Source organism: Halostella pelagica (genome assembly GCF_004762015.1).
In the GTDB taxonomy this organism is placed as follows: domain Archaea; phylum Halobacteriota; class Halobacteria; order Halobacteriales; family Natronoarchaeaceae; genus Halostella; species Halostella pelagica.
This window is the reverse complement of record NZ_SJES01000003.1, coordinates 329,898-346,160: the sequence shown is the minus strand read 5'-3', so window position 1 is coordinate 346,160 and position 16,263 is coordinate 329,898. Positions and strand designations below refer to the sequence as shown.

The window sequence follows — 16,263 nt, the reverse complement described above, 5'->3', positions numbered from 1 at the left end:
GCGTGGGAAAATTTGTCCTCGCTTCTCCATAGTCAGCGTAGGCCCGGTAATTTATCGCCGTAGGCCCCCCTAGAGACGGGAGCAAATCGGTAACGCGTTCACTTCTGGCCTCTAAAAAATCTGGCGAAATTGCGGTAAGTCCTCAACGACGTGGTATTCCTCACGTCGACGCTGAATGGGTCCTCATCACAGCCGACAACGGGAGGTGTTCGGCGAAGGTGGTATTATGGCATACCTTCGGCTGTCTACATCCCAAGATGCGCCGTGTCTTTAGGCCGAGACCACCGTGACGGCGACGAGGGTCACGAATCAGTTGTCAGACCCGAGACGGACGCGGCGTTTGACCGAGATCAGCATCGGCGTGACATCAGCTACGCTGGGTCAAACCGCTACTTCGGCCCGTTTACAGGGCCTCGCTCGCGGTGACAAATTTGGGGTCACGACGTTTCGCGTAGGCGACTATCTCGTGAAGCTTTCGTTTACCGGCGTCTGTCAGCCCGTTCGCGTGGACAGAGAGACAGAAGACGCCGTCTCTGGCCGCGATGTAGTCGAACGCCCCTTTGCACCAGTCCATATCGGTCCGGTGATTAAGTCGGTGGGAGTACAGCTCCCGATGGGTTCCGTAGTTGATGGGATCGGGGTAGCGAAACTCCTTGCGATGTTGGGCGTAGAACGAAAGAAGTCTAGTGTACCCGGCCCACCACTTTGGTGTGGGCTGAACCTCCCGAGGCCGGGGGCCGTAGCCGCGGACGATGTCGAGCCCGTTAGTGCCGACCGCGCGAACCCCGCAGTTCGAGAGGCGGACATGTGGGGGGACGAACAGCCGAACCTCCGTGTCGAATGCGCGCTCTAGCTGCTGGCGGCCTGCCCGGACCTTCTCGGTCAATTCTCCCCCCGCGACGAATTCCGGACGCCCCTCGGGCGTGTCGTGGTGGTAGCCGTGGAGCGCAATCTCTATGTCTCCCGCGTCTAGACGCTCGGCGAGGTACGACTGCAAGGCCGTGTTCGCCTCTATCGGCATCGGGACGGGCTCTGTCGCGTCGACCAGGGCGTCGGTGTCGGGCGACACCATCGGGACACAGGCGAGCGTAACTGGCACATCATCCCATATATCTCCGAATACAGACTCCAAGACGGCCGGGTTCGTGTAGTAGCATGTGTCGTCATCTCTGATACAGAACTTCATCGGTTGACCATGCGCTCTCTGATACAGAACTTTATCGGTTGTCCATGCGCTCGCTAGCGGATTCGACGTGGTTTGCTTTACAGTTTCGTCAGTGGGACCTTCACCTTCTACCCCTCCCCGCCGTACCTCGCCAGCCACTGCCGGGTGGTTGGCTGAACTAGCACTACCCCAAGTCGGCCGCCGCGCTGTGGAGTGCGGCGGCGACCCTGTCCTTGTTACCAAATACCTCAACTAGCTCCGCCAGCTGGATGGCCCCTATTAGACTTGTCGGAGACGACGTTACCCAGACTAGACAGATATGACCCGTCAACGCCCACCATGACATCTATGAGTAGTGTGACGCGGTCGAGTTCCAACGAATGCTGGCCGTCGACACCACATTCACGCTGCCGAACCATATGCTACGGAGGATAGGCCGCGTGGCGATGTTCAACTCGCTCAATATTCAGGTATCATTCCTGGATATCGTCCTGTATGCCTTGTCTCTCTATTGTTCGTATAATACCACATCCTACAAATGCAATATGTCCTTCGGCGTGTGTTCTCGGACGTGTTATCCGAGATAATAGCGTACTGACGCAAGTAGCGGTTTGACATATCGGTCGGTGAGTGGTTTCAGGAACCGATGGTGTCGGAGTTTCAAGAGATGATTCACGTGGACTCGACAGAATTACTCGATACAAGTGGCGTGCTGTCGGTACATGAAGAGCACTGCAGAGGGTGTTGTGACCACGCTAAGTATATCGGGAATGTCTACACTCGCTGGGAGAAACATATGGTTTACAGAAGACGTTGAATCTGTGACCGCAATGTATAAAAACGGAACTTCATATACGCAGATATGAGTCCAGTGGCTGCTCTCTCACTAAATGTCACCGCGGCGGTAGCCGTCGTGATTAGCGTCTTCATCCTCGTCTCCAACAGGGTCGGTGGCACATTCTATCGCTGGTTCGGTGGACTTGCACTCCTGGGGCACGTCGCCACCTCCGTTTTTGTCCTTCCGTCGCTCCCGTTTCGGTGGGATATCAGGAAGTTTCACGAACACGCGATTCACCTCTTATCTGGCGTTCCTCCCGAAGGTAGCTCCACCGTCAACTCATTCGCTGCCTTTCAGTCACTTGTCTACACCGTCTTCGGGACGGACCCCACTACGGTCTCGATAATCAACGGACTCATCGGCGTGTTGATTGCCGTTCCAGCTGCCGACCTGGCGAAACAGCTCTATCCAAACCTCAATTCGACTGATGGAATCGTTGCCCTGATTCTCTACTTCCCGCTCCCCTTCCTCTTTCTCACGATTCCGATCCGGGACGCACTCAATGTGCTGGTGTTGTTCACCATTCTTGCGTTAGCTGCTCGAGGGTATCGGACGAACACCCCGAGTCTCTGGCTTCCGACGATTCCCTTGTTCGGCATGCTCTCTTTACTCCGTAGGGAACTCGTGTTTGCGATACTCTGTGGCGTTGGCGTCGCTGCGATCATTTATACGATCGAGTTTGTGGAGGATTCACCGCCGTCTACGGAATCACTGGTTGCACTCGCCGGTTTCGGCGGGCTTGTTTCTCTTCCAATTGTTGGTCCGCGATTGCCCGTCGTCTCTATTGCTAGGAGGATGGAGTATCGGACGCGTGGTGGAGCTGCGTATCTGGAATTTATGCAATACGATAGGTGGTTTGACATGCTCCTTGCCGCCCCTACCCGTGCCATTTACTTCCAGTTCGCTCCGTTCCCACTACACGTCACGAGCACGTTTGACTTCTTGGCAGCCGTGATGACGCCCGTTCTCGCCCTCTTCGCCCTCGCAGCCTATCGTTCAGTCTCCAACTGCAAGACCGACCGAATCATCTTATTCGGGCTTGCCACGGTCTACATCGTCGGAATCCTCGGATACGGGATAATTGATGCAAACTTCGGAACGACGGTTCGCCACCGTATTCCCTTTACCTTCTTGCTCGTTGTTGCTGCTGCCCCTGTCGTCGAACGATGGGAACAGTCACTCCGGTCGTGGGTCGGTGATCGACCACGTCACGACAGCAGTCAACACGAATAACAGCGCGAAACTCAGGAACTTCACAGCGGCGTTCGCGTTCGTGGCAAAGACATTGACTAAACTGAGGAGAAGAATAGCCGTGAGGACCGACTTCTGGACTCGTTCGTCGATCAGAATTAAGACAGCCGTTCTTTCGGCAGTCCACCGGCGAACTGTCGTGATGGCTTGGTAGAACCTCGATTGACGAATCAGCTCAAGAGCGTCCATAATCGAATTCACTCCGCGGTCCCATTAGCTGCTTCGTTTACGAGACTCAGGAGTGAATCAGTCGTCCGTTGGACTGTATCGGACCACGAAAATTCCGAAACGTTTGAGCGCGGCTCGTACTGTTCAGGGGACGTCAGTACCCGGCGTATGCCCTCGGCAAAGCCATCGATGTCACCAACAGGAACCGTCTCTCCGGCGCCACTCACGATAGGAGCAACCTGTTCCAGGTCAGTGACGACGACTGGCGTACCCGTCGCCATCGCCTCTAATATTGTCCGTGGCAACCCCTCTGCTTGACTGGACAATAGCAACATGTCTCCGGATCGGTACACTGCTGGCATCTTCTCATAAGCCACTTGACCGAGAAATTCCACATCGTCCTGATCTCCATTCGTTTTCAACTCCGACCGCAACGGCCCGTCACCTACCATATATAGCTTCGTTTCCAGTCTTTTTGGAAGACGCGACACGGCATCGATTGCGTCTTCCGGTCGTTTGCCCCTAACCAATCGACCGACGAACAAAACCACGGGCCCATTGTGGTCGATCATCTCGCTTGCCTCTCCGTCCGGTATGAACCGTTCAGTATCCACACCGTTCGGAATGACTTTTATTTGGGAATTAACACCGAATTCCCGCACGCGTTTCCTGTCCTCGTCGGTGTAGCAGAACACGACGTCAGCCTGATTGAACGTCCATCGGCCCACAGTACACAGGTAGAGATTGAATAGCCACTTGGGAGCATTCTGACTGTACAGGCCGTGGTTCGTGATCGCCAGTGGGATATTATCCAGACGCCGCTTTATTGCGGCTAAATTCGTCGAGAAGTACAAGTGAGAGTGGGCGTGTATCACATCGAAGTCATCAGCTGCGCGCAGAAAGCGCGCGACACCTAGTGAGATATCGTTGCTCAGCAATTCGACCGTTGACGACCGGCGCACCACTGTATACCCGTCCCGCTCTTCTCGCCGCGGCAAACTCTCGTCATCGGAGACAGCCAGCACTGTCACGTCGTGGCCCACCGCAGCCTGATCTCGGCTCATCGCGTGGACGTGGTAGGTGCCGCCGCCGGGAACCTCGGGATAAAGATTCTGTGCAACACGAAGAATACGCATGATTAACTCTCCAGAACTAACGGCTCGTACCATTTCCGATTGGAATGGTACCACTTGACGAATTCCGCGACACCTTCCTGAATTGTCCGTCTCGGATCGTAGCCGAGCAACTCCGAAGTCTTCGAGCTGTTGGCGTGGGTGTGTTCGGCATCGTGGCCGTCAGCGGCAAACCGCTGTGTGAGGTGGCCGCCGATGAACCCGGCACCGCCCATAACGAGTATCCGCATTATTGGCTCCGAACCGGGCTACAGTAAAAGGTCTACTGTATTCGCGTCACTCGGTGGAAGCATCGGACTCAACCATCGATTCTTCGGTCGTCTCACCGCTACCAACCTTTCCCTGTTAGAACTTCTTTGGTACGTTCTCGGTCCTCGGGACAGCCCACGTCGATACGCTATATTACTGCACGGTCCAGTCGAAGTCACCAAGTGACGGTCGAGTGGGACTGTAGATATCACTAGCTACCAGACTGACTCACTACCGACTGTTTGTGTATTAGTTCTAGGTTTCCCACCCTTTCGAAGAGATGTTCCCGAACCTGCCGAGAACTCAAACCGGTATAGTCAGAAACCTCCGCAGTGGTTAAGACGGGGTCGGAGTGTTAGGACCATAGACTGCACCAGCCTTCGCAAACGTATCGATAATCGCACTACCCTGTCGGGGGAAGATTCAACAGCCAAGTTCTCGGACATGGCCCACCAGCCGTTCAACTACCGACATTCTTTTTGAGAGAAAGATTTCTTTTCTAACATGATTGATCGGTCCCGGACTGTCCGCGTTGCGAGATTGACCTCCTGCGCAATATCACCCGATTTGAGCACCGGATCGGAGATTGCCGGAGCGTGGACGGCGTCGTGTTGAGCGAAGATGTCGCGATGTCCGAAGTTCGTATTGTTCGGGACCGGCCGCGGCAAGACTCGTCCGTCTCCGTATCATAAGTATGTGCCAGATCCTCATCTTGTAGGCCATCAGTTATGAATTCAGATCCATAGTTGGCTGCTTTTCACTTTGCTACTCCTTGGTGCAGAGCCAGAATCCCCTCTTTGCCTGAAGTGATCTATTGAGAGATGCTGTAATGGCTCTCATGACAATTCGGATTACTCCTTATTATCTCCGATACCGGAAACGCGAGTTTGGCTGGAAAAATGCCCGCCGATTTTAAGTACCAATAGCCTGCCAGGTGATGCGATGATTCCACATCGGCTAGATCACCAGCGGATAGATGTGATCGTTAAAGAAATCGAAAGCTGTTCAAATAAACCTGAAGCTTTCCACGACGAACTCGAAGATAATGCCTTACCCTTTTCACCCTGGGACACATTCTCTGAGCAATACGGAGAATCCGCATCGTGGTGAGAGTGGAGCCGTTTCGGTGAAATACCGTTTAATTCCCGAATAGATCAATCCCAGAGCACTACCGCGCTCAATATTCACGGAAGCAGATCCATACATACGATCCACACCTGCCGTATCACGATCTTCAGGTCGAACCAGAACGACTGCTGTTTCACGTACTGCAAGTCATACCGGATCTTTTCTGCCGGCTCAGCACCAGTAACGTCGTTCACTTGCGCTAGCCCTGTCAACCCAGGCTTCACGAACCACCGCTTCTGCCAATCCACGACGCCGGTCTGAATGTCGGAGTCCAACTCCGGTCGCTCCGGCCGCGGTCCCACGGCGCTCATGTCACCTTTCAGCACCGACCACAGCTGCGGCACCTCGTCGACGTGCGTCTTCCGTAACACGCGGCCAACCCGAGTGACTCGGGGGTCGACATCGCCCGCGTCCTCTTCGCTAATCGTCGCGCCCGTCTTCGCCTCGGCGTCCGGAACCATACTTCGGAACTTGTACACGGGAAAGGTCTCCCCGAGAACCGCGGTCCGGTCTTGCTTGTACAGAACGGGACCGGAACTGTCTAGTTTGATCGCAACGGCGATGACCAGCATCACGGGGGCCCAGACGACCAGTCCGAACGCCGCAAAGCAGATGTCGAACGTCCGCTTGAACGCGTAGTCCTGCCAGTCCCACGGTTCCACCTCCACGTCCACTAACGGCCCCACGCTCGTATCCGGAGTCAGCACTGAATCAGTGTAGTCCCGGTGCACTTTCGCCGCGACGCCGTGTTCGTAACACGCGTCCAGAGCCCCGAAGAACTCCCCTCTGTCCGCTTCGCCGAACGCCAGCACCACGGTATCGACGTCGTACTCGACCAGCACGTCCTCGACCCGGGACAGTCCGCCGAGATGGTCGATGTTTTCTAGTCCGGCAACGCCGCCGTCAGCGAGCGCCTGCTCCGGTTCGGCGATCGGCAACGCGGCCGTCGGACACAGATACCCGAGCAAGTCACCGTCCACTGCCTCGCGAACGGTCCTCATCTGCGCCAGGTCGTCGCCGACGATTATCGTCCGGTCTATCTCGCCCGGGATCGGCCGCCTGATAGCCACGAACCAGGCGGGAAGCACAAGTAACAGGATTCCGGTCAGCATCACCAGCGTCGCCCGCGGCAACCGGTGGGACCACTGGAAGTACCCGAGCGTCGCGAGCGCTAACCCGCAGACGAGCACGCGCTTTTGGGTCAGAAACACCGCATCGAGGATCCGCCGCGGCCGGGGCTTGTACATCGGGATCAGCGCCATGATCGTAAAGAAGACGCTCATCGAGAGCGCCCGTCGGAGCGACATCCCCGTTAACACGGTGACGTCGAGACGGTTGAATAGCGGAACGTACGTCGTAAAGAGGTACTGCGGAATGGCGTGATTCGCCACCAGCACGGCCAGCGCCGTCAGCCCGGCGACGCCCGTCACCGAGAGCGTCCGGTAGCGCCATCCCGTTGTCATCGTACATGTGACACTGCCGCACCGGTATAAGGACTGCGTTACCAACGGCTTTCGCGGTCGGGGGCAACTCTCGGCCCCGATATCCAACTACGCACGATCCGGTACCCGCCGTCGGCGTTTTTCGCTACCGGAACCCGCCCGGCGGTGATCGCGGGAAGCGTCTCGCTTGCTGCTGCCTACCCAAACCACGGCGACACGACGGAGTACGTGATGAGATGCGACCGAGACGACGCGCCGGCGGTGACGAGAGCGTGTTAGCGTATCTACGCTCTCGGATTTCCCGTCTCCTGCCCAACAACTGCCAAGGACGATGCTTACAAACGCGTCCTCTGCGTACGCGTCGACATGACCGCCGACGATTTCCTCGATACGGTCCGCGACGACAACGAAACAGCGCTCTCCCGACTCGGCTCTTCGAAGGCGCTCTACGCGCTCACGGGTGGGGAGATGGAGAGCGACGCGGTCCTCGATGCTGCCGCGACGTCCGCCCTCGCCGCCGCCGAGACGTACGAGGAGTGGACCGAAGACACCGGCGTCGACTGCATCGCCGACGCCGCAGTCGTCGAGCGCGACCAGTACGAAACCGTCGTCGACGACGTGGCGGACCACGACCCACACGGGACGCCGGCGATACAGGTGTACCTCCGAGGGCTCGACGATGACGTCTCCCGCGTCGGCGGGCTCGTCGGCGCGGCGCTCGCGGAGTCTAAGCGCGCCACCCAGATGTCGGGCTTTTTCACGGGCGAGGCGGACCCGCAGACGGCGTCCACGTTCCGTGGGTACGGTGGGTCGCTGGACGACCTGCGCGACGAGGCGGTCGCCGCCCTCGGCGATCTGTGCGACGGCGACGAGGACTGGGGCCGCGCAGCGGAGGCCGCAGGTGGAGCGATCCAGGCGGCGTACGACGACTACGTCGAGAAGTTAGAGGCGATGGGCGTCAATCCGAAACCAGTCTGCTAAATCGGAGTTCCAGCTATCGACGAGTGGACGGTTTCGCATTCGAAGCCGCGACCGTCTCCGCTCTCAGGCGCTCGGTCAGTGAGCAGTCTACGAGACCGTTCACCTCGGGGCGCGAATTCGCATCTCGTTCGATACTCGCTCGCTTTCGCTGGCCAGCGCGCCATCCGGGTGATCGACGTTATCCCTCACACCCCGGTCCCCGAATTCTCGCGGACATCCGAACTGCTTCGGACTGGTCCGCTATAGTTCAGACGCCCTCAAGCGTTTCGCGGTACGACCGGATCTCCGCGAGCGCCTCGTCGATAGCCGACCGCACCTCGTCGTTCTCGTCGTCGCCGATCTCGTCCAGTATCCGCTCGTGGCGTGCCAGTCGGCCGTGGTCCGGGCCGCGGTCGGCTGTCGCGAGGTCGGCGAACTGGTCTGACTGGTCGTACAGGCGCTCTCTTGCTTCGTCGTCGTCGGCCGCCGCGCTGGCGTCGCGGAGCAGTTCGCTCACGCGTTCGAGTTCGTCTCGACTCATGCTCGGCTGTAGGCACAGCTAGATGAAAGAAGTTGTCACAACCCCGCGGCCGTCGAGTCGCTCGCGGCGGTCGGTCAGCAGTACTCGACTCGTGCTCTCTGATTCGGGTTACGCATTCGCTCGCACTTGTTCGCTCCCTATCCGAATTCTGTCTGGTCAGGTCTGATCGGTCGAAGCGGAGCGGTCTGGCGGGTGAAGAAATTCGTCTGATTCTGCGACGGAAGTCACGGGGGGTGGCTATTCAGGCCGTAACGCGGTGACGCCCGACGTAATCGCCGGCGAGGCCGTAGACCCCGTTGGCGAGGAGGATAGTCGCTCCCATCGTCGTCGTGACGAGACCGAGACCGAGGTTCGCGCGGCCGGTGACGTACGCCAGAGTGAACCAGACAACGGCGACGGTCGTTAGGCCGACGGCGGCGAGGAGCGCGCGTGTCTTGATTCGCCACCCCCAGCGGGCGATCCCGGCGAACGCAATAAGACCGAGCGCAAGCGTGACCTGTCCGGGATACCCGACGGCGAGGCCGGAGACGGAGACGCGACCGAGACCGAGCGTAATCCAGGGGAGGAAGGCGGAGAGGACGACGGTCATTGCTCCCGTCATCCCCAGCTTTTCGGAGCGGGTAAATCTAACGTCAAACTTCATCAGTATCGTATAGGTGTTCGGGGTTGCTATTAAGTGTTTCTGTGCTGAAATATATGGGAACGTTTGTCAGGGGAACGGGCCGCACACGATGTCTGCAGTCCCCCACGATGGTCGATGGCTACGAGTCAGTATCTGAATAATAATTATCATAATAAACAGTCGCAGCGCACACTGTACGGGATCGGTGACGTGTTTTTCCGCTTCTGGTTCAGATACGTCGAACCCCGTCGTTCGAACATCGAGGAAGCACCCGACCGAGCGCGTAAAGTAACTTCAGACCGTATCGTTGTCCACTGTGAGCGACGCAAACTCCGGTCCGCTCTCCCCGGACCGTCCCGATCAGGAACGACCGTTTCGCGTCGACGCGCCGTTCGACCCCGCGGGCGACCAGCCGGAGGCCATCGAGCAACTGGCCGAGGGCTACCGTCAGGGGATGGACGAGCAGACGCTACTCGGCGTGACTGGCTCGGGCAAGACCAACACCGTCTCGTGGGTGATAGAGGAGATACAGAAACCGACCCTCGTCATCGCCCACAACAAGACCCTCGCCGCGCAGTTGTACGAGGAGTTCCGCAGCCTGTTTCCGGACAACGCCGTCGAGTATTTCGTTTCCTATTACGACTACTACCAGCCCGAAGCCTACGTCGAGCAGACGGACACCTTCATCGACAAGGACGCCTCCATCAACGACGAGATCGACCGCCTGCGCCACTCCGCGACGCGTTCACTGCTGACGCGTGACGACGTTATCGTCGTCGCGAGCGTCTCCGCGATCTACGGCCTCGGTGACCCGTCGAACTACGTCGACATGTCGATGCGGCTCGAAGTCGGCCAAACTATCGACCGCGACGAGTTGCTCGGCCGACTCGTCGACCTGAACTACGAGCGCAACGACGTCGACTTCACGCAGGGGACGTTCCGGGTCCGCGGTGACACCGTCGAGATATACCCGATGTACGGCCGTTACGCCGTCCGAGTGGAGTTCTGGGGCGACGAGATAGACCAGATGGTGAAGATCGACCCGCTGGAGGGCGAGGTCAAGAGCCAGGAACCGGCCGTGCTCGTCCACCCGGCAGAACACTACTCCATCCCGGAACCGCAGTTGCAGACCGCCATGGACGAGATCCGCGAGGACATGCACGACCGGGTTTCCTACTTCGAGCGAGCGGGCGATATGATCGCGGCCCAGCGCATCGAGGAGCGCACGACCTTCGACCTGGAGATGATGCAGGAGACGGGCTACTGCTCGGGCATCGAGAACTACTCGGTCTACCTCGGCGACCGCGAACCGGGCGACGCGCCGTACACCCTGCTCGATTACTTCCCCGACGACTTCCTCACGGTCATCGACGAATCGCACCAGACGCTCCCGCAGATCAAGGGCCAGTACGAGGGCGACAAATCGCGGAAGGACTCGCTGGTCGAGAACGGCTTTCGCCTGCCAACCGCGTACGACAACCGCCCGCTCACGTTCGACGAGTTCGCCGACCGCGTCGACAGGACGCTGTACGTCTCGGCGACGCCCGCCGACTACGAGCGCGAGCATTCGGACCAGATAGTCGAGCAGATCGTCCGCCCGACCCACCTGGTCGACCCGAAGGTCGAGGTCGCGGATGCGACGGGACAGGTCGACGACCTCATGGACCGCATCGACGACCGCGTCGACCGCGACGAGCGCGTCCTCGTCACGACGCTCACGAAGCGTATGGCCGAGGACCTGACGGAGTACTTCGAGGAAGCGGGCGTCGACGTGGCGTACATGCACGACGAGACGGACACCCTGGAACGCCACGAACTGATCCGCTCGCTCCGCCTCGGCGAGATAGACGTACTCGTCGGCATCAACCTGCTCCGCGAGGGACTGGACATCCCCGAAGTCTCTCTGGTCGCCATCCTCGACGCGGACCAGGAGGGGTTCCTGCGGTCGGAGACCACGCTCGTCCAGACGATGGGTCGTGCGGCCAGAAACGTCAACGGCGAAGTGGTGCTGTACGCCGACGAGCGCTCGTCGGCGATGGAAGCGGCCATCGAGGAGACCCAGCGCCGCCGGCGGATCCAACAGGAGTACAACGAGGAACACGGCTTCGAGGCCACGACCATCGAGAAAGAGATCGGCCAGACGAACCTGCCCGGCAGCGAGACCGACACCAGCGACGTGACCGGCGAGGGACCGGACGACGCCGACGAGGCGGCCCGCCGGATCGAGCAGTTAGAGGCGCGCATGCAGGAAGCCGCCGACAATCTGGAGTTCGAACTCGCGGCGGACATCCGCGACCGCATCCGCGAACTCCGTCAGGAATTCGACCTGGACGGCGGCGACGATGGCGTCGCGCCCGAGATCGACCCCGAGTTCTAGGAGTACACCGGAGAGCTCTCACGACTAGCGTTTCCCGCCCTGCTACTGTCGGCTGTAATCCCTTGCAGAATATCGGACCCCGGGTGTCCGAGTATCGTTCCGAAGGTACAGCCGACAGTACGTCTCTTCGAAAAGCGATGTCTGTCGAGCCTTAGAGCGGTGTGATAGCGGGTCCCAACGCTGTTGTATGGCAGACATGACTTAAAAACCTCTTCCCGGTTTCTGGCTCTGAAAACGAGGGCCCGGAGTTAATATACTGCCCTATCTCTATCCGAGTGCGGAGGCCGCCTGGAGTCCCCGTGTCGTCCGGTCGTTGCCAGACATCGACACTGATCTGCTCCGACGCCTCCGTCCCTGACAGCCACGCCAACCGACTGCCTGATAGGGACTGCTGTAACTGTGTCCCGGTGTTCGCTGACACGTGTCGGCGACGTACCGGAATGACGTACAGCAGTCCCTCTGAAGTCGCGCCGACGGACGTCGTTGAAGAGTTTCGCGGGACCGTCCCCACGAAACGTCTGACCCAGCGACGTCCGTCCGTAGCAGCTCCCGACGCCGCCCTGCAACTGGTCCCACACCCCACCCCAACCCAACCTTTCGACCCGTCTGCCTGTACGGCGAGAAACCGGGATCCGTCGAAGCGTGGGGAACGTACCGCTGACGCTTACTCGAACTGAGACGGTATCCCGCCCTCACGTGTCCGACGGAGAGCGTAGAGACGCGTCGGAGACGAACTGCGTTCGATAAGTGCCGATTGTAACCGGCTGATCAACTGATAGTTCCTCTCATACTGTCGGCTGTAAGTCATTGAATAGGTTCGCTGGACCGACCCGGCGAACCACGCACAAACAGTTACCGCCGACAGTATCAGTCGTCCCCGACGGTCCCGGATTCAGTCGTCCCGTCGAACGGCTTCGCGGGGACGTCTTTCCGGTTGGCGTCGAACTCGGAAAGGGCGTACACGAGACTGAACAGTACCACGGCACCGACCGGCAGGAAGACGGCCGGCCCGAGACCGGTCACGCCGTAGATCAGGTACGCGAGCGTCGCGACAGAGATGACCGTGACGGCGTAGTACATCTGCGTCCGGACGTGGTCGATGTGGTCGGACCCGGCGAACGTCGACGAGAGGATCGTCGTGTCGGAGATGGGCGAGCAGTGGTCGCCGAAGATCGACCCGCTGAACACCGCTCCGACCGCGACAGCGATCATCTCTGGGCTCTGGTTACCGATCGACCACGCCAGCGGGACGGCGACGGGCGTGACCAGCGACATCGTCCCCCACGAGGTACCGATCGAGAAGGAGATGACCGCCGAGGTGAACAGGATGACGATCGGGAGCATCATCGGGCTGACGAACCCTTCGGCGATGCCAGTGACGTAGTCGCCGGTACCGAGCGCGGTGGCGACCGACCCGATGGACCACGCCAGCACGAGGATGCTGACCGCGTGGAGCATGATGCCGAACCCGTCGAGCACCGTCTCCATCCCCTCCTCCAGGTCGATGTGGTCGTCGATCAGGCCGAGGGTGAGCGCGGTCGCCACCATGCCGAACGACCCCCAGACGAGCGCGCCGGTGAAGTCGGCGTTTTCGGCGATGCCGAGCGCGTCTCTGCCGGGCGCGTAACCGGTCCAGGCCGCGCCGCCGATGACGACGACGACGAGGACGGTGACGGGGAAAACGAAGGTCCGCAGTCGGGGGTTGTCCGTGACCGGGTTGCCGAGGTCTTCTTTCATGCTCTGGAGCGGGTTGGCGTTCTCTCGCGTCACGTTACCCGTCCTGCGGGCGCGGGTCTCCGCGTCGAGCATCTCGCCGAAGTCGCGCTGGGTGACGACGACGATGCCGACCATCAGGAGCGCGAACAGACAGTAGACGTTGAACGGGATCGACCAGAGGAACGTCGCGGTGGCCGACGGCGTGTCGCCCTGAATGCCCATGTTCTCGTAGGCTGTCTGGACGAGGCCGATCTGGAACGCGACCCACGAGGAGATGCCGAACGTCGCCACGGGGGCGGCCGTCGAATCGAGGATGTACGCCAACTTCTCTCGGGACATCTGCATGTTGTCGGCCATGTCCTTCATCGCCGACCCGACGATGGCGGTGTTGGCGTAGTCGTCGAAGAACCACACCATCCCGAACAGCCACGTGACGATCCCCACCCGACGGTGGGAGTCGACGCGGGACCTAGCGAACTGCGCGACGGCGAGCGACCCGCCGAGACGCCACAGCAACGCGATCCCGGCACCGAGCAGGAACGTGAACACGATGATCTTCGCCTGGAACGTGCTCTCGCCTATCGAACTGATTATCCAGCCGAACGCTTCGATGACGCCTGTAAACGGCGTTGCGGCGTACTCGAGGACGGTGTCGGCCGCAGCGCCGGCGACGATAGCGCCCCCGATCCACACGCCGAGAAACAGCGACAGCATCGCCCGGCGCGTGATGATCGCGAGAGCGATGGCCAGAAGCGGCGGTACGAGCGACAGCGCTCCGAAGTCCGATGCCATGGTAAGCGATACCATATGCTATTATTAATCATTTGTGATCTCATGGATCGGCCAGATCACGGCCCCGGACGACCGGTATTCGGCGTTACAGGCGAGTGGATAGCGTCTCGACCGTCTTTGCCCCGATGCCGTCGACGGTTCGGAGTTCCTCGGGCGAGGCATCCCGGATGTTCTCGACGCTGCCGAACCGCCGGAGGAGACTCTTTCGCGTCTCCGGGCCGACGCCGGGAACGTCGTCGAGAACTGTCGAAACCTCGTCTCGAACCGTCTGGTGGTACTGCACGGCGAAGCGGTGGGCCTCGTCGCGTACGCGCTGGAGGAGGTGAAGTTGCGGCGCGTCGTCGGGCCAGTCGTACACGCCTGACGGCGTCACGACCAGCTCCTGGTCTTTGGCGAGCGCAACGGCGGGCACGTCCCAACCGGTCTCCGTGAGGGCGTCCCGCGCCGCGTCGAGTTGCCCCTCGCCGCCGTCGATGAGTAGGAGGTCGGGGTCGGGGCGGTCGTCGCGGCCGTCGACCGACCGCTCCGCCCGCCAGCGCAACAGCGCGCGCATGTTGGCGTAGTCGTCGTTTCGCTCGTCCAGTTTCTTCCGGCGGTAGTCGGCTTTCACGGGGTCCCCGTCGACGAAGGCGACGTTGCTGCCGACGACCGCGCTCCCGTGGGCGTGACTCACGTCGAACCCCTCGATGCGGTCCGCGCTGTCGATCCCGAGTTCGTCGGCCAGGATTCGCGTCCCGTCGCGGTCTCCGCCGCGCCGCCGAGCGTTTTTCAGCGCCAACTCGACCAGCTTCCCCTCGCGACCCGCGCCGGGGACGCGAACGGCGACGCCTTCGGCGTCAAGCCAGGCGTCTATCTCGGGGTCGCCATGATGTTCAGGCAACAGGATGGCGTCCGGTAGGTCTCGCTCGGCGTAGTACTGGGTGAGAAACGCCGAGAGGACGCGCGCACTCCCGGACCTGTCTGCTCGGCGATTTTCGGACTCTCCCCGCTCGCCCGTGTTCCCGTCATCCGCCGGTGCGGCGAGACGGTGGCGCTCCCGGTCGACGAGTTGCCCGCCCTCGCTGTGGAGGCGCGCGACCGTCGCGTCGCCGCCCTCGATGGCAACGCCCACTACGTCGACCGAACGCGCGCCGTCCTGACTGCTCACCGCCTCGCCGCCGCCCTCGTGGAACGACTCCACGACGTTGAGGCGGTCCCGGAGGTTCGCGGCGCGTTCGAACTCCCGGTTCTCCGCCGCGCGCTCCATCTCGCGCCGGAGCGGATCCGAGAGGACGCCCGTTTCGCCCTCGAAAAACCGCCGGACTGACGCCACGTCTCCGGCGTACGCGTCCTCGCTGATCTCGCCGGTACAGGGGGCGGTACAGAGGCCGACCTCGTAGTCGAGACAGGGCCGGTCGCGGTTCGCGTACTTGTGGTCCGAACACCCCCGGACGCCGTACGTCTCCCGGAGCGCTTTCACGACGGTTTCGACGCGACCTTTGTCGGTGAAGGGGCCGTATGCGACGGCGTCTTCCGCGGGGTCGCGCGTCACCTCTATCCGGGGGGCGGCGTGGTCGGTCAACTGCACCAGCGGGTAGGACTTGTCGTCTTTCAGGCGGACGTTGTACCGTGGCTGGTGGCGCTTGATGAGGTTCGCCTCCAGTAACAGCGCCTGCGTCTCCGTGTCCGTCACGGCGACCTCGACGTCGTCGGCGCGCTCGACCATCCGGGCGATGCGCTGGCTCCGGGGGCCCGCGTAGGAGCGCACGCGGTCCCGGAGGTCGACCGCTTTCCCGACGTACAGCGTCGTCCCGTTCCGGCGGAACTGGTAGATGCCCGGCTCCCGAGGCAGGTCGTCCGCGCGCTCTCTAACCGCCGGCGCGTTCATCGATGCCCCCTAGC

The 16,263-nt window shown here is 60.6% G+C and carries 11 protein-coding genes; 3 read left to right on the top strand and 8 right to left on the bottom strand.

Features of this window, described 5'->3' with window-relative positions; translation table 11 throughout:
- Nucleotides 1-403: 403 nt before the first annotated feature.
- Nucleotides 404-1,099, bottom strand: coding sequence for a DUF2334 domain-containing protein (locus tag EYW42_RS09885; RefSeq protein WP_161972931.1), 696 nt, complete (start codon nt 1,097-1,099; stop codon nt 404-406).
- Nucleotides 1,100-2,027: 928 nt separating this feature from the next.
- Here EYW42_RS09885 and EYW42_RS09875 point away from each other — a divergent pair.
- A complete protein-coding gene (locus tag EYW42_RS09875; protein ID WP_135535096.1) occupies nt 2,028-3,236 on the top strand; it encodes a hypothetical protein in 1,209 nt (402 codons plus the stop codon).
- Nucleotides 3,237-3,451: 215 nt separating this feature from the next.
- On the opposite strand, the gene EYW42_RS09870 is transcribed toward EYW42_RS09875, so the two are convergent.
- From EYW42_RS09870 to EYW42_RS09860, 3 genes are all read right to left on the bottom strand, one after another.
- A complete protein-coding gene (locus tag EYW42_RS09870; RefSeq protein WP_135535095.1) occupies nt 3,452-4,558 on the bottom strand; it encodes a glycosyltransferase family 4 protein in 1,107 nt (368 codons plus the stop codon).
- Between the two features lie 2 nt (nt 4,559-4,560).
- A complete protein-coding gene (locus EYW42_RS09865) occupies nt 4,561-4,785 on the bottom strand; it encodes an NAD-dependent epimerase/dehydratase family protein (RefSeq protein WP_135535094.1) in 225 nt (74 codons plus the stop codon).
- 1,203 nt (nt 4,786-5,988) lie between these two features.
- Nucleotides 5,989-7,395, bottom strand: coding sequence for a sugar transferase (locus EYW42_RS09860; RefSeq protein WP_135535093.1), 1,407 nt, complete (start codon nt 7,393-7,395; stop codon nt 5,989-5,991).
- A gap of 345 nt (nt 7,396-7,740) precedes the next feature.
- On the opposite strand from EYW42_RS09860, the gene EYW42_RS09855 reads away from it, so the two are divergent.
- A complete protein-coding gene (locus EYW42_RS09855) occupies nt 7,741-8,355 on the top strand; it encodes a rubrerythrin family protein (protein ID WP_135535092.1) in 615 nt (204 codons plus the stop codon).
- A 247-nt stretch (nt 8,356-8,602) separates the two neighbouring features.
- Here the strand turns inward: EYW42_RS09855 and EYW42_RS09850 are convergent, their stop codons facing one another.
- Complete coding sequence (locus EYW42_RS09850; RefSeq protein WP_135535091.1) at nt 8,603-8,875, bottom strand: DUF7553 family protein; 273 nt, start codon at nt 8,873-8,875, stop codon at nt 8,603-8,605.
- Between the two features lie 241 nt (nt 8,876-9,116).
- Nucleotides 9,117-9,518: a hypothetical protein gene (locus EYW42_RS09845; RefSeq protein WP_135535090.1), complete on the bottom strand. Its 402-nt coding sequence runs from the start codon at nt 9,516-9,518 to the stop codon at nt 9,117-9,119.
- A gap of 295 nt (nt 9,519-9,813) precedes the next feature.
- On the opposite strand from EYW42_RS09845, the gene uvrB reads away from it, so the two are divergent.
- Nucleotides 9,814-11,874 carry an excinuclease ABC subunit UvrB gene (gene uvrB, locus EYW42_RS09840; protein ID WP_135535089.1) on the top strand — a complete coding sequence of 687 codons (2,061 nt, stop codon included), beginning with the start codon at nt 9,814-9,816 and terminating at the stop codon, nt 11,872-11,874.
- An 867-nt stretch (nt 11,875-12,741) separates the two neighbouring features.
- Here the strand turns inward: uvrB and EYW42_RS09835 are convergent.
- Complete coding sequence (locus EYW42_RS09835; protein ID WP_135535088.1) at nt 12,742-14,382, bottom strand: Na+/H+ antiporter NhaC family protein; 1,641 nt, start codon at nt 14,380-14,382, stop codon at nt 12,742-12,744.
- A gap of 85 nt (nt 14,383-14,467) precedes the next feature.
- Entirely contained in the window at nt 14,468-16,249 is a 1,782-nt protein-coding gene (locus tag EYW42_RS09830; protein ID WP_135535087.1) for an excinuclease ABC subunit C, read from the bottom strand.
- Nucleotides 16,250-16,263: the final 14 nt, after the last annotated feature.

Bases quoted from the DNA above. Each gene is read 5' to 3' on its own strand.
- EYW42_RS09875 (WP_135535096.1), top strand. From the start codon at position 2,028: ATGAGTCCAGTGGCTGCTCTCTCACTAAATGTCACCGCGGCGGTAGCC.
- EYW42_RS09870 (WP_135535095.1), bottom strand. From the start codon at position 4,558: ATGCGTATTCTTCGTGTTGCACAGAATCTTTATCCCGAGGTTCCCGGC.
- EYW42_RS09865 (WP_135535094.1), bottom strand. From the start codon at position 4,785: ATGCGGATACTCGTTATGGGCGGTGCCGGGTTCATCGGCGGCCACCTC.
- EYW42_RS09860 (WP_135535093.1), bottom strand. From the start codon at position 7,395: ATGACAACGGGATGGCGCTACCGGACGCTCTCGGTGACGGGCGTCGCC.
- EYW42_RS09855 (WP_135535092.1), top strand. From the start codon at position 7,741: ATGACCGCCGACGATTTCCTCGATACGGTCCGCGACGACAACGAAACA.
- EYW42_RS09850 (WP_135535091.1), bottom strand. From the start codon at position 8,875: ATGAGTCGAGACGAACTCGAACGCGTGAGCGAACTGCTCCGCGACGCC.
- EYW42_RS09845 (WP_135535090.1), bottom strand. From the start codon at position 9,518: ATGAAGTTTGACGTTAGATTTACCCGCTCCGAAAAGCTGGGGATGACG.
- EYW42_RS09835 (WP_135535088.1), bottom strand. From the start codon at position 14,382: ATGGCATCGGACTTCGGAGCGCTGTCGCTCGTACCGCCGCTTCTGGCC.
- EYW42_RS09830 (WP_135535087.1), bottom strand. From the start codon at position 16,249: ATGAACGCGCCGGCGGTTAGAGAGCGCGCGGACGACCTGCCTCGGGAG.